This is a genomic window from Pseudomonas sp. A39, from assembly GCF_058145955.1.
On the sequence record NZ_JBYVMD010000027.1, the window covers coordinates 44,739 to 58,001 of the forward strand.

Here is a 13,263-nt window from a genome sequence, read left to right on the forward strand (position 1 = left end):
GCGGACCCGAGCTTCGGTGGCCCCCGCAGGCTCATCAAAGATTGTTCAAGACGGCTTGCCGACTGACCTGCGGATTTGAGTGACAAACCCATGCCAAAACGTACAGACATAAAAAGCATCCTGATTCTCGGCGCTGGCCCGATCGTGATCGGCCAGGCCTGCGAATTCGACTACTCCGGCGCCCAGGCCTGTAAAGCCCTGCGCGAAGAGGGTTACCGCGTCATCCTGGTGAACTCTAACCCGGCCACCATCATGACCGACCCGGACATGGCCGACGCCACCTACATCGAACCGATCAAGTGGCAGACCGTTGCCAAGATCATCGAGAAAGAACGTCCGGACGCACTGCTGCCAACCATGGGTGGCCAGACCGCCCTGAACTGCGCATTGGACCTGGAGCGCGAAGGCGTCCTGGAAAAGTTTGGCGTAGAGATGATCGGCGCCAATGCCGACACCATCGACAAGGCTGAAGACCGTTCGCGTTTCGACAAGGCCATGAAGTCCATCGGCCTTGATTGCCCGCGTTCCGGTATCGCCCACAGCATGGAAGAGGCCAATTCTGTCCTGGAACGCTTGGGCTTCCCGTGCATCATCCGTCCGTCCTTCACCATGGGCGGCACGGGCGGCGGTATTGCCTACAACCGTGAAGAATTCGAAGAAATCTGCGCCCGTGGCCTGGACTTGTCTCCGACCAAAGAGCTGCTGATCGACGAATCCCTGATCGGCTGGAAAGAATATGAGATGGAAGTTGTCCGCGATAAGAAGGACAACTGCATCATCGTTTGCTCTATCGAAAACTTTGACCCGATGGGCGTGCACACCGGTGACTCGATCACTGTTGCTCCGGCACAGACCCTGACGGACAAGGAATACCAGATCATGCGTAACGCCTCCTTGGCGGTGCTGCGTGAGATTGGCGTGGAAACCGGTGGCTCCAACGTCCAGTTCGGCATCTGCCCGGACACTGGCCGCATGGTTGTGATCGAAATGAACCCGCGTGTATCGCGTTCTTCGGCGCTGGCATCGAAAGCTACCGGCTTTCCGATTGCGCGTATCGCTGCCAAGCTGGCGATCGGTTACACATTGGACGAGCTGCAGAACGAAATTACGGGCGGCGCAACGCCGGCGTCCTTCGAGCCGTCGATCGACTACGTCGTCACCAAGCTGCCACGCTTCGCTTTCGAGAAATTCCCGAAAGCCGACGCCCGCCTGACCACTCAGATGAAGTCAGTCGGTGAAGTCATGGCTATCGGCCGGACCTTCCAGGAGTCCCTGCAGAAAGCCCTGCGTGGCCTGGAAGTGGGGGTTTGCGGTCTGGACGAGAAGCTCGACCTGAGCAATCCGGAAAGCATGAGCGTGCTCAAGCGTGAGCTGACCGTGCCGGGTGCCGAGCGTATCTGGTACGTAGCCGATGCTTTCCGCGCCGGCATGACCGTCGAAGACATCTTCGGCATGAACATGATCGACCCGTGGTTCCTGGTGCAGATCGAAGATCTGATCAAGGAAGAAGAGAAGGTCAAGACCCTCGGTCTGTCCTCTATCGATCGCGACCTGATGTTCCGCCTCAAGCGCAAAGGTTTCTCCGACCAGCGCTTGGCCAAGCTGCTGGGTGTGACCGAGAAGAACCTGCGCACACATCGCCACAAGCTGGACATCTTCCCGGTCTACAAGCGCGTTGATACCTGTGCGGCCGAGTTCGCAACCGACACCGCGTATATGTACTCCACTTACGAGGAAGAGTGCGAAGCTGCGCCGTCGGGCCGCGACAAAATCATGATCCTGGGTGGCGGTCCAAACCGTATCGGCCAAGGCATCGAGTTCGATTATTGCTGCGTACACGCCGCTCTCGCCCTGCGCGAAGACGGGTACGAGACCATTATGGTCAACTGCAACCCGGAAACTGTTTCCACTGACTACGACACTTCCGACCGTCTTTACTTTGAGCCGGTAACACTGGAAGACGTGCTGGAAATCTGTCGCGTCGAGAAGCCAAAAGGCGTGATCGTCCAGTACGGCGGCCAAACTCCGTTGAAACTGGCTCGCGCACTGGAAGCCGCTGGCGTCCCGATTATCGGCACCAGCCCTGACGCTATCGACCGTGCCGAAGACCGTGAGCGTTTCCAGCAGATGGTTGAGCGTCTGAACCTGCGTCAGCCGCCGAACGCCACCGTGCGCAGCGAAGATGAAGCGATCCGCGCGGCCAGCAAGATCGGTTACCCCTTGGTGGTGCGTCCGTCCTACGTACTGGGCGGTCGTGCGATGGAAATCGTCTACGAAGAAGACGAGCTCAAACGTTACCTGCGTGATGCGGTGAAAGTGTCCAACGACAGCCCGGTGCTGCTGGACCACTTCCTCAACTGCGCCATCGAGATGGACGTAGACGCTGTTTGCGACGGGGCCGACGTGGTGATCGGCGCGATCATGCAGCACATCGAACAGGCGGGCGTTCACTCCGGTGACTCCGCTTGCTCGCTGCCGCCGTACTCGCTGCCGGCGCATATCCAGGACGAAATGCGCGAACAGGTCAAGAAAATGGCCCTGGAGCTGGGCGTGGTCGGCTTGATGAACGTACAGTTGGCGCTGCAAGGCGAAGACATCTACGTCATCGAAGTCAACCCGCGTGCTTCGCGTACCGTGCCATTTGTTTCCAAGTGCATTGGTGTGTCCCTGGCCATGGTCGCTGCTCGCGTGATGGCCGGTAAGACCCTGAAGGAAATCGGCTTCACCAAGGAGATCATTCCGAACTTCTACAGCGTGAAAGAGGCGGTATTCCCATTCGCCAAATTCCCTGGCGTGGACCCGATCCTGGGCCCAGAGATGAAGTCCACCGGTGAAGTGATGGGCGTGGGCGATACCTTCGGTGAAGCGTTCGCCAAGGCTCAGATGGGCGCCAGCGAAGTGTTGCCAACCGGCGGTACCGCGTTTATCAGCGTGCGTGATGACGACAAACCGCTGGTTGCGGGCGTAGCCCGTGATCTGATCAACTTGGGCTTCGACGTCGTGGCCACTGCCGGGACCGCCAAGCTGATCGAAGCTGCCGGCCTGAAAGTGCGTCGCGTGAACAAGGTGACGGAAGGCCGTCCGCACGTGGTCGACATGATCAAGAATGACGAAGTCACCCTGATCATCAACACCACCGAAGGTCGCCAGTCGATCGCGGACTCCTACTCCATTCGTCGTAATGCCTTGCAGCACAAGATCTACTGCACCACTACCATTGCTGCTGGCGAAGCCATCTGCGAAGCGCTCAAGTTCGGTCCGGAAAAAACCGTGCGTCGCTTGCAGGACCTACACGCAGGATTGAAGGCATGATCAAATACCCAATGACCGTCCAGGGCGCCAAGGCCCTGGAAGAGGAGCACGCCCATCTGACCAAGGTCGTACGTCCAAAGCTGAGCCAGGACATCGGTACGGCCCGCGAGCTGGGTGACTTGAAGGAAAACGCCGAATACCACGCTGCTCGCGAGCAGCAGGGTATGGTCGAGGCGCGGATTCGTGACATCGAAGGCCGTATGCAGAATGCGGTGATCATCGACGTCACGACTATTCCGCACACCGGCAAGGTGATTTTCGGCACCACCGTGGAAATCGCCAACGTCGAAACTGATGAGAGCGTGGTTTACCACATCGTTGGCGAGGACGAGGCTGACTTCAAGCTCGGCAAAATCTCCGTCTGTTCCCCGCTTGCCCGCGCCTTGATTGCCAAGGAAGAGGGTGATGTGGTGGCCGTGAAGACGCCGGGTGGCGTGATCGAGTACGAGATTGTTGAAGTTCGTCACGTCTGAAAGGCGGCGCCCGCTTCATGCGGGCGCCATGCTTTGGCAGCTCTCCCAGATGCTTTGGGTCGGCGGCCTGTGGTTGCTGCATATTGGTGTGTTACCGGCGCTGGGCCTGATTGGGCTGGCGCCGTTGTTGATCGATGAGATCGACGGATTACTCAGTGCGTTGCTGGTGGGTTTTGCGGCGGCGTGCGTAACGCTCCAGGCATTGGTGCTGGTCAAGGCTGAAGGCTTGGAGAGTTTGTGGCGGGATATTCGCGGGCAACTGCTGTTGATGGCGCTGTATGCGTGTGCAATGTATTGCATCGTGCATGTCTGGCAGCCGGAAGCGTTGCGCTGGCAGCTATTCAGCTATCTTGTGCTAGGGTTCTCCGGCCTGGTGCTGGTTATACAGCCCGCACCGGGATGGAGTGGCGGGGCGCGCGAAGCACGCCCGTGACCCTTTTTATCATTTGAAAACTACTTGAAGCGATGTACGTTCGACAGCTGCTTGTTGACGCTGAAGTTCTTGCGATACAGCAGCGCCATCTTGCCGATGACCTGGACCAGGTCCGCTTTGCCCACCTTGCACAATTCTGCAATGGCGGCCAGGCGCGCTTCGCGGTCGAGGATATTGACCTTGATCTTGATCAGTTCATGATCGTTCAGTGCGCGTTCGAACTCGGCTAACACACCTTCAGTCAAACCGTTATCTGCCACAATCAAAACTGGTTTCAGATGGTGGCCAATGGATTTGTACTGTTTCTTCTGCTCTTGAGTGAGCGGCATAATCTGACCCCTGCGTCTGATCTTGTAAAAAGCGGCGGCCAGTTTACCCGAGCGAGTCCGGGACCGCCCAGTTAATCACGACCCGTTTTATTTTTCGAGGTGGCCCGTGGCCCGTTCCAAAACCAGCCTTAAGTGGCTACAAGAACATTTCAACGATCCTTACGTCAAAAAGGCGCAAAAGGATGGCTACCGTTCCCGGGCCAGCTACAAGTTGCTGGAGATCCAGGACAAGGATAAGTTGATTCGTCCAGGCATGAGCGTTATCGACCTTGGCGCGGCCCCGGGTGGCTGGTCCCAGGTGACCAGTCGTCTGATTGGTGGGCAGGGTCGTCTGATCGCTTCCGACATTCTGGAAATGGACAGCATCCCCGATGTGACCTTTGTTCATGGTGACTTTACCCAGGATACGGTGCTCGCACAGATTCTTGAGGCTGTGGGAAATTCGCAGGTAGACCTTGTGATTTCCGACATGGCCCCCAATATGAGTGGATTACCGGCTGTCGATATGCCACGTGCCATGTTCCTTTGCGAATTGGCGCTGGATTTGGCGGGTCGGGTGTTGCGTCCGGGGGGTGATTTCCTGGTGAAGGTCTTCCAGGGCGAGGGTTTCGACGAGTACCACAAGAACATCCGCAAGTTGTTCGACAAGGTGCAGACGCGCAAGCCCGACTCTTCCCGAGACCGTTCCAGAGAGCAATACCTGCTGTGCCGCGGCTTCCGCGGCGTCGAAGGCGCGGCGAGTGAAGAGCGCTTTTGAGGAATTCGAGGAGGGCGATAGGTTTTTTTATATCGCTTTCGTCACGAAGCTTTACGAATATTGTGTAGTCAAAGTTTCACAAAGGGTTACAGACGGCGCCTGCCAGTGTTGTAGGTAATGTAGTAAGTTAGGCCGGTGAATATCATGCGAAGCGCGCGCCAGTAGCGGAGCTTGCTTCAGAGGGTAGTTAATTGAACGATATGGCAAAGAATCTGATCCTGTGGTTGATCATCGCGGCAGTCCTGGTGACGGTGATGAACAACTTCTCCAGCCCTAACGAGCCGCAGACCCTCAACTATTCCGACTTCATCCAGCAAGTTAAGGATGGCAAGGTCGAGCGCGTAGCGGTTGATGGCTATGTGATCACCGGTAAACGCAACGATGGCGACAGCTTCAAGACCATTCGTCCGGCAATCCAGGACAATGGCCTGATCGGCGACCTGGTGGATAACCACGTGGTTGTCGAAGGTAAGCAGCCTGAGCAGCAAAGTATCTGGACCCAATTGCTGGTAGCCAGCTTCCCGATCCTGGTGATCATCGCCGTGTTCATGTTCTTCATGCGCCAGATGCAGGGCGGCGCGGGAGGCAAGGGCGGGCCGATGAGCTTCGGCAAGAGTAAGGCGCGCCTGCTCTCCGAAGATCAGGTGAAGACCACCCTGGCTGACGTTGCCGGTTGCGACGAAGCCAAGGAAGAAGTAGGTGAGTTGGTCGAGTTCCTGCGCGACCCGGGCAAGTTCCAGCGTCTGGGTGGCCGCATTCCTCGCGGCGTCTTGATGGTGGGGCCACCAGGTACCGGTAAAACCCTGCTCGCCAAGGCAATTGCCGGCGAAGCCAAGGTGCCGTTCTTCACTATTTCCGGCTCTGACTTCGTCGAGATGTTCGTGGGTGTGGGTGCCAGCCGTGTTCGCGATATGTTCGAGCAGGCTAAAAAGCATGCGCCTTGCATCATCTTCATCGATGAAATCGACGCCGTTGGTCGCCATCGTGGTGCCGGCATGGGCGGCGGTCATGATGAGCGTGAGCAGACCCTTAACCAGTTGCTGGTTGAGATGGACGGCTTTGAAATGAACGACGGCATCATTGTCATCGCTGCAACCAACCGTCCGGACGTATTGGACCCTGCCTTGCTGCGTCCAGGCCGTTTCGACCGCCAGGTTGTGGTTGGCCTGCCGGATATCCGTGGTCGCGAACAGATCCTGAAAGTGCACATGCGCAAGGTGCCCATGGGCGATGACGTGGCTCCGGCCGTGATTGCCCGTGGTACGCCAGGTTTCTCGGGTGCTGACCTGGCCAACCTGGTCAACGAGGCTTCGTTGTTCGCTGCCCGTACCGGCAAGCGCATCGTGGAGATGAAAGAGTTCGAATTGGCCAAAGACAAAATCATGATGGGCGCCGAGCGCAAATCCATGGTCATGTCCGAGAAAGAGAAACAGAACACCGCTTATCACGAAGCCGGTCACGCCATTGTCGGTCGCGTTGTGCCTGAGCATGACCCGGTCTACAAAGTGTCGATCATTCCTCGGGGGCGGGCGCTGGGTGTCACCATGTTCCTGCCGGAAGAGGACCGCTACAGCCTTTCCAAGCGCGCCCTGATCAGTCAGATCTGCTCGCTGTACGGCGGCCGGATTGCTGAAGAGATGACCCTGGGTTTCGACGGCGTGACTACCGGTGCCTCCAACGACATCATGCGTGCCAGCCAGATCGCGCGGAACATGGTGACTAAGTGGGGCTTGTCGGAAAAACTCGGCCCGCTGATGTATGCCGAGGAAGAAGGCGAAGTGTTCCTGGGTCGTGGCGGTGGCGGTCAAAGCGCCAGCTTCTCGGGTGAGACAGCCAAGCTGATTGACTCCGAAGTGCGCAGCATCATTGACCAGTGCTACGGCACGGCCAAGCAAATCCTGACTGACAACCGCGACAAGTTGGACGCCATGGCTGATGCGCTGATGAAGTACGAGACCATTGATGCCGACCAGATCGATGACATCATGGCCGGTCGCGCACCCCGCGAGCCTCGCGATTGGGAAGGCGGTTCGGGCACCTCTGGCACTCCGCCAGTGGTTCAGAACGAGCGCCCTGAAACCCCAATCGGCGGCCCGGCAGCCGACCACTAAGGTTTGAAATGACTTCTGCGTTGTCCTCCACCCGGTTGCCTTGCGGCAACCGGGTTCTTGATTTGGCCCATACACATGTCATGGGCATTCTTAACGTAACCCCTGACTCCTTTTCCGATGGCGGCCGCTTCAGCCAGCTCGATGCTGCGTTGCGTCACGCTGCGGCAATGGTGGCTGCGGGAGCGACGCTCATTGATGTCGGTGGTGAATCGACCCGACCTGGCGCTCGCATCGTTTCTCCCTTGGAGGAGCTGGAGCGGGTGGCGCCGATAGTCGAGCGCATTGCGCGCGAGCTGGATGTGATCATCTCTGTTGATACTTCAACCCCGGCCGTGATGCGCGAAACTGCGCGACTGGGAGCGGGGTTGATCAACGATGTGCGCTCTCTTCAGCGTGACGGTGCCCTCGATGCCGCTGCCGCTACCGGTTTGCCGGTGTGCCTGATGCATATGCTGGGAGAGCCCGGCAACATGCAGGACAGCCCTCATTACGAGGACCTTGTTGGCGAGGTGTGTGGTTTTCTCGCTGAGCGGGTCGCTCAGTGTGCTGTCGCGGGGATTGCCGCGGAAAAGATCATCCTCGATCCCGGCTTCGGCTTTGCTAAAACCCTGCAGCACAATCTAAGCCTGTTCAAGCATATGGAATCCCTGCATGCGCTTGGTCGGCCTCTTTTGGTCGGCGTTTCGCGCAAGAGCATGATAGGGCTGGCGCTGAATCGTCCGGTGGGTGAGCGCCTGTATGGTGGTCTTGCACTGGCGGCGCTTGCAGTCAGCAAGGGCGCGCGTATCTTGCGTGTGCATGATGTCGCCGAGACGGTGGATGTGGTGCGCATGATTGCTGCGGTAGAATCAGCCGAATAAGAATGATGGAGCACTTATGACTAAAAAATACTTTGGCACCGACGGTATCCGTGGTCGGGTCGGCGAATTTCCGATTACTCCTGATTTCATGCTCAAGCTGGGTTGGGCGGCGGGTATGGCGTTCCGCAGTATGGGGGCGTGTCGCATCCTGGTGGGCAAGGACACCCGTATTTCAGGGTACATGTTTGAGTCCGCACTGGAGGCAGGCCTGTCCGCCGCGGGTGCCGATGTCATGCTGCTGGGCCCTATGCCGACCCCGGCGATCGCCTACCTGACGCGCACCTTTCACGCTGAAGCCGGTATTGTGATCAGTGCCTCGCACAACCCCCATGACGACAACGGCATCAAATTCTTCTCGGGTCAGGGCACTAAGCTGCCGGATGAGATCGAGTTGATGATCGAAGAGCTGCTGGATGCGCCGATGACGGTGGTTGAGTCCAGCAGGTTGGGCAAGGTGTCGCGTATCAACGACGCATCGGGTCGATATATCGAATTCTGCAAGAGCAGTGTGCCGAGCAGCACCAATTTCGCCGGTTTGAAGATTGTGGTCGATTGCGCCCATGGTGCGACCTATAAAGTGGCGCCAAGCGTATTCAAGGAGTTGGGGGCGGACGTGACCGTTCTGTCGGCCCAGCCGAACGGGCTGAATATCAACGACAACTGCGGCTCCACGCATATGGAGCAACTGCAGGCCGCCGTCCTTGCCGAGCATGCTGACCTGGGTATTGCCTTCGATGGTGATGGTGACCGTGTGCTGATGGTGGACCACACGGGGGCGATCGTTGATGGGGACGACCTTTTGTTCATCATTGCCCGCGACCTGCATGAGCGTAACAAGCTGCAAGGTGGTGTCGTCGGTACGCTGATGAGTAACCTGGGGCTTGAATTGGCCTTGGCGGACCTGGGCATCCCGTTCGTGCGCGCCAATGTCGGTGACCGCTATGTGATCGCCGAACTGCTGGAGCGTAACTGGCAGGTGGGGGGTGAGAATTCCGGGCACGTTGTCTGCTTCCAGCACACCACTACGGGCGATGCCATCATTGCTGCGTTGCAGGTTCTGCTGTCGTTGCGTCGTCGCGAAGAGAGCCTTGCCCAGGCGCGTCAGGCGCTGCGCAAATGCCCGCAAGTGCTGCTCAATGTGCGTTTTGCCGGTGGTGAAAACCCGATTGAGCACCCCGCTGTCAAAGAGGCTTGCGAGCGCGTGACCCTGGCAATGGCTGGGCGTGGTCGAGTGTTGTTGCGTAAGTCCGGCACAGAGCCTCTGGTGCGTGTCATGGTCGAAGGTGATGACGAAACACAGGTTCGCGGCCATGCCGAAGACCTGGCAAAACTGGTAACTGAAGTTTGCGCCTGAATTCGGCTTGCCAGTGATGATGTGGTTGGGTAACATCTGCGCCCACTTTGACCGACGAGGTACAGCATGCGTCGCACTATGGTAGCTGGTAACTGGAAGATGCACGGTACCCGCGCCAGTGTCGCTGAGCTGATCAATGGCCTTCGTCACTTGGCCTTGCCTAGCGGTGTTGATATCGCGGTGTTCCCGCCTTGCTTGCATATCACCCAAGTGGTTGATGGCTTGAAAGGTAAGTCGATTCAGGTCGGCGCGCAGAATTCTGCGGTGGAAGCCATGCAAGGTGCGTTGACCGGTGAGATTGCACCGAGTCAGCTGGTTGATGCGGGTTGTTCCTATGTGCTTGTCGGGCACTCCGAGCGTCGTCAGATGATGGGCGAGCGTGATGGGACACTCAATCGCAAGTTCGCAGCGGCACAGGCTTGTGGCTTGATTCCAGTGTTGTGCATAGGGGAGACCCTTGAGCAGCGTGAATCGGGCAAGACTCTTGAGGTTGTCTCGCGTCAGCTTGGCAGCATCATCGAGGAGCTGGGTGTTGGTGCGTTTGCAAAGGCGGTTATTGCTTACGAGCCGGTCTGGGCCATTGGCACCGGGCTGACTGCTACACCGCAACAGGCGCAGGATGTGCACGCAGCCATCCGGGCGCAGTTGGCGGCAGAGAATTCTGAAGTCGCACAAGGTGTGCGGCTTCTATACGGCGGCAGCGTGAAGGCGGCCAATGCGGTCGAACTGTTCGGCATGCCGGATATCGATGGGGGGCTCATTGGTGGAGCTTCCCTGAATGCAGATGAGTTCGGTGCGATCTGTCGCGCCGCGGGAAACTGAAAAAATGCTGGAAACAGTCGTAGTCGTTTTTCATCTGTTGGCTGCCTTGGGCGTAGTTGCCCTGGTCTTGTTGCAACAGGGTAAAGGTGCGGATGCTGGTGCGTCTTTCGGTGCAGGTGCTTCAAATACTGTATTCGGAAGCCAAGGTTCCTCTACCTTTCTTAGTAAGTTTACTGCTATACTTGCCGCCGGTTTCTTCATAACCAGCTTGGGGTTAGGTTACTTTGCTAAAGAGAAAGCTCATGTGCTGACTCAAGTAGGTCTCCCAAACCCAGCAGTGTTGGAAGTACCAAAAGCAAAACCGGCTTCTGATGATGTCCCGGTGCTTCAAGAGCAAAAGTCGGCTACTCCAGCGACTGACGTACCTCCAGCTCAAGAGCAGAAGTAAGAAGGGTTGTAAACGCTGTATTGCCGAGGTGGTGGAATTGGTAGACACGCAACCTTGAGGTGGTTGTGCCCATAGGGTGTAGGGGTTCGAGTCCCCTTCTCGGTACCAATTATCAGGAGAGCCCGCTGTTGCGGGCTTTCTTGTAGGTGGAAGGTTACATTGACCCTGTAAGGGATCGGTCGTATACTTCCGCCCCAGCTTTGTCGCGGGGTGGAGCAGTCTGGTAGCTCGTCGGGCTCATAACCCGAAGGTCGTCGGTTCAAATCCGGCCCCCGCAACCAGTTTTAGCGGAGCCCCTTTTAAGGGGCTTTTTGTTAGCTGGACACTTTCAACGCCGCTGTTCGACGGCGTTTCAAGGATGGGCGTTTCGCCCATTTTTTTATTTTGCACAGCATGCACATACATGCACGAGGGGGTTCAGGTGTCGAGCAAGCTAGAAGAGTTGCAGGCCTTGTTGGCCCCGGTGGTCGTGGCCCTAGGCTATGAATGCTGGGGTATTGAGTTTTCGGCTCAAGGTCGCCACTCAATGTTGCGCGTTTATATCGATAAAGAGGGCGGCGTGCTGGTGGACGATTGTGCCATTGTCAGCCGTCAGATCAGCGGTGTGCTGGATGTTGAAGATCCGATCTCCGTTGAATACACCTTAGAAGTTTCCTCGCCAGGCATGGAACGCCCACTGTTCACTATTGATCAGTTTGCAAAATTTGCCGGTGAACAAGTGAAGATCAAGCTGCGCTCCCCGTTCGAAGGGCGACGCAACTTTCAGGGCCTTCTGCGCGGTGTAGAAGAGCAGGACGTCGTGGTGCAGGTAGAAGACCATGAGTTCCTGTTGCCGATCGATATGATCGACAAGGCCAACATTATTCCCAGTTTTGACTGAGACGCGGATCCCGCGGATCCAATGGCTTGCGAAAGGCGAGGCGTACGATGAGCAAAGAAGTACTGCTGGTTGTTGAGTCGGTATCCAATGAAAAGGGCGTACCGGCAAACGTGATTTTTGAAGCGCTGGAGCTGGCCCTGGCCACTGCTACCAAAAAGCGTTTTGAAGACGAAGTTGATCTGCGTGTGGAAATCAACCGCCACACCGGTGCCTATGAGACTTTCCGTCGCTGGACGGTCGTCGAAGAGGCCGATCTTGATGATCCGGCCATCGAAACCTGGCCAAGCAAGGTTGCCGAAACGCATCCAGGCGCCCAGGTCGGTGATGTCGTCGAAGAAAAGATCGAGTCGATCGAATTCGGCCGTATTGCTGCACAGACCGCCAAACAGGTCATCGTGCAGAAGGTTCGCGAAGCTGAGCGCGCTCAAGTCGTTGACGCCTATCGCGAACGCCTGGGTGAAATCATCTCCGGCACCGTGAAAAAAGTAACCCGCGACAACGTGATCGTTGACCTGGGCAACAACGCCGAAGCGTTGCTGGCCCGCGAAGACATCATCTCTCGCGAAACCTTCCGGGTTGGCGTGCGCTTGCGTGCGCTGCTCAAGGAAATCCGCACCGAGAACCGCGGCCCTCAGTTGATCCTGTCGCGTACCGCGCCGGAAATGCTGATCGAGCTGTTCCGTATCGAAGTGCCGGAAATTGCCGAAGGCCTGATCGAAGTCATGGCTGCGTCCCGCGACCCGGGTTCGCGCGCCAAGATCGCGGTTCGGTCCAAGGACAAACGCATCGACCCGCAAGGCGCTTGCATTGGTATGCGCGGTTCGCGCGTCCAGGCAGTGTCGGGCGAACTGGGCGGTGAGCGTGTGGACATCGTCCTGTGGGACGATAACCCGGCGCAGTTCGTGATCAACGCCATGTCGCCAGCTGAAGTGGCGGCAATTATCGTTGACGAGGATGCCCATGCAATGGACATCGCCGTTGGCGCAGACAATCTGGCTCAGGCCATTGGTCGTGGTGGTCAGAACGTGCGTCTGGCGAGCCAACTGACCGGTTGGACCCTGAACGTGATGACCGAATCGGACATCCAGGCTAAGCAGCAAGCTGAAACCGGTGACATCCTGCGCAACTTCATCGACGAGCTGGAAGTCGACGAAGACCTGGCACAGGTGCTGGTAGATGAAGGCTTCACCAGCCTGGAAGAGATTGCCTACGTACCGTTGGAAGAAATGCTCAACATCGACGGCTTTGACGAAGACACCGTCAACGAGCTTCGCGCTCGGGCCAAGGATCGTTTGTTGACTAAAGCCATCGCTACTGAGGAAAAGCTGGCAGACGCCCATCCGGCCGAAGACCTGCTCTCGCTTGAGGGTATGGACAAGGATTTGGCGATGGAACTGGCGGTGCGCGGCGTAATTACCCGCGAAGACCTGGCCGAGCAGTCTATTGACGATCTGCTCGACATCGACGGCATTGACGATGATCGTGCCGGCAAGTTGATCATGGCCGCCCGAGCCCATTGGTTCGAGTAACTAGGCGCGGCCTGA

12 protein-coding genes and 2 tRNA genes are annotated in these 13,263 nt (G+C 57.5%); 13 read left to right on the top strand and 1 reads right to left on the bottom strand.

Features of this window, described 5'->3' with window-relative positions:
• The first annotated feature begins 90 nt into the window (after positions 1-90).
• From carB to AC3ZU9_RS19930, 3 genes are read left to right on the top strand one after another with little or no spacing between them, the layout of a single operon-like run.
• The gene (gene carB, locus AC3ZU9_RS19920) at positions 91-3,312 is read left to right on the top strand and encodes a carbamoyl-phosphate synthase large subunit (RefSeq protein ID WP_490091221.1); all 3,222 of its coding nucleotides are present in this window, start codon (positions 91-93) and stop codon (positions 3,310-3,312) included.
• On the top strand, positions 3,309-3,785 hold the full coding sequence (gene greA, locus AC3ZU9_RS19925) for a transcription elongation factor GreA (RefSeq protein WP_490091222.1): 477 nt from the start codon (positions 3,309-3,311) through the stop codon (positions 3,783-3,785). The genes carB and greA overlap by 4 nt, the downstream gene beginning before the upstream one ends.
• Before the next feature lie 28 nt (positions 3,786-3,813).
• Positions 3,814-4,218, top strand: coding sequence for an MFS transporter (locus tag AC3ZU9_RS19930; RefSeq protein ID WP_102060182.1), 405 nt, complete (start codon positions 3,814-3,816; stop codon positions 4,216-4,218).
• Between the two features lie 20 nt (positions 4,219-4,238).
• Here the strand turns inward: AC3ZU9_RS19930 and AC3ZU9_RS19935 are convergent, their stop codons facing one another.
• Positions 4,239-4,547, bottom strand: coding sequence for a YhbY family RNA-binding protein (locus AC3ZU9_RS19935; RefSeq protein WP_010206607.1), 309 nt, complete (start codon positions 4,545-4,547; stop codon positions 4,239-4,241).
• Positions 4,548-4,653: 106 nt separating this feature from the next.
• Here AC3ZU9_RS19935 and rlmE point away from each other — a divergent pair, with 106 nt between their 5' ends.
• The 10 genes from rlmE to nusA all read left to right on the top strand — a co-directional run bounded on the left by rlmE (position 4,654) and on the right by nusA (position 13,248).
• Complete coding sequence (gene rlmE / locus AC3ZU9_RS19940) at positions 4,654-5,304, top strand: 23S rRNA (uridine(2552)-2'-O)-methyltransferase RlmE (protein WP_015885924.1); 651 nt, start codon at positions 4,654-4,656, stop codon at positions 5,302-5,304.
• 200 nt (positions 5,305-5,504) lie between these two features.
• A complete protein-coding gene (ftsH, locus tag AC3ZU9_RS19945; RefSeq protein WP_043205904.1) occupies positions 5,505-7,415 on the top strand; it encodes an ATP-dependent zinc metalloprotease FtsH in 1,911 nt (636 codons plus the stop codon).
• Between the two features lie 8 nt (positions 7,416-7,423).
• A complete protein-coding gene (gene folP / locus AC3ZU9_RS19950; RefSeq protein ID WP_046034284.1) occupies positions 7,424-8,275 on the top strand; it encodes a dihydropteroate synthase in 852 nt (283 codons plus the stop codon).
• 16 nt (positions 8,276-8,291) lie between these two features.
• A complete protein-coding gene (gene glmM / locus AC3ZU9_RS19955; RefSeq protein ID WP_490091223.1) occupies positions 8,292-9,629 on the top strand; it encodes a phosphoglucosamine mutase in 1,338 nt (445 codons plus the stop codon).
• A 66-nt stretch (positions 9,630-9,695) separates the two neighbouring features.
• Positions 9,696-10,451: a triose-phosphate isomerase gene (gene tpiA / locus AC3ZU9_RS19960; RefSeq protein ID WP_015885920.1), complete on the top strand. Its 756-nt coding sequence runs from the start codon at positions 9,696-9,698 to the stop codon at positions 10,449-10,451.
• Between the two features lie 4 nt (positions 10,452-10,455).
• Entirely contained in the window at positions 10,456-10,839 is a 384-nt protein-coding gene (gene secG, locus AC3ZU9_RS19965; protein ID WP_010206600.1) for a preprotein translocase subunit SecG, read from the top strand.
• Positions 10,840-10,861: 22 nt separating this feature from the next.
• A tRNA-Leu gene (locus AC3ZU9_RS19970) sits at positions 10,862-10,947 on the top strand.
• A gap of 96 nt (positions 10,948-11,043) precedes the next feature.
• A tRNA-Met gene (locus AC3ZU9_RS19975) sits at positions 11,044-11,120 on the top strand.
• A 140-nt stretch (positions 11,121-11,260) separates the two neighbouring features.
• Positions 11,261-11,719, top strand: a complete 459-nt coding sequence (rimP, locus tag AC3ZU9_RS19980; RefSeq protein ID WP_003235029.1) for a ribosome maturation factor RimP — start codon at positions 11,261-11,263, stop codon at positions 11,717-11,719.
• Positions 11,720-11,766: 47 nt separating this feature from the next.
• A complete protein-coding gene (gene nusA, locus AC3ZU9_RS19985; RefSeq protein ID WP_003212187.1) occupies positions 11,767-13,248 on the top strand; it encodes a transcription termination factor NusA in 1,482 nt (493 codons plus the stop codon).
• Positions 13,249-13,263 lie beyond the last annotated feature (15 nt).

Bases quoted from the DNA above. Each gene is read 5' to 3' on its own strand.
- carB (WP_490091221.1), top strand. From the start codon at position 91: ATGCCAAAACGTACAGACATAAAAAGCATCCTGATTCTCGGCGCTGGC.
- greA (WP_490091222.1), top strand. From the start codon at position 3,309: ATGATCAAATACCCAATGACCGTCCAGGGCGCCAAGGCCCTGGAAGAG.
- AC3ZU9_RS19930 (WP_102060182.1), top strand. From the start codon at position 3,814: ATGCTTTGGCAGCTCTCCCAGATGCTTTGGGTCGGCGGCCTGTGGTTG.
- AC3ZU9_RS19935 (WP_010206607.1), bottom strand. From the start codon at position 4,547: ATGCCGCTCACTCAAGAGCAGAAGAAACAGTACAAATCCATTGGCCAC.
- ftsH (WP_043205904.1), top strand. From the start codon at position 5,505: ATGGCAAAGAATCTGATCCTGTGGTTGATCATCGCGGCAGTCCTGGTG.
- folP (WP_046034284.1), top strand. From the start codon at position 7,424: ATGACTTCTGCGTTGTCCTCCACCCGGTTGCCTTGCGGCAACCGGGTT.
- glmM (WP_490091223.1), top strand. From the start codon at position 8,292: ATGACTAAAAAATACTTTGGCACCGACGGTATCCGTGGTCGGGTCGGC.
- tpiA (WP_015885920.1), top strand. From the start codon at position 9,696: ATGCGTCGCACTATGGTAGCTGGTAACTGGAAGATGCACGGTACCCGC.
- secG (WP_010206600.1), top strand. From the start codon at position 10,456: ATGCTGGAAACAGTCGTAGTCGTTTTTCATCTGTTGGCTGCCTTGGGC.
- nusA (WP_003212187.1), top strand. From the start codon at position 11,767: ATGAGCAAAGAAGTACTGCTGGTTGTTGAGTCGGTATCCAATGAAAAG.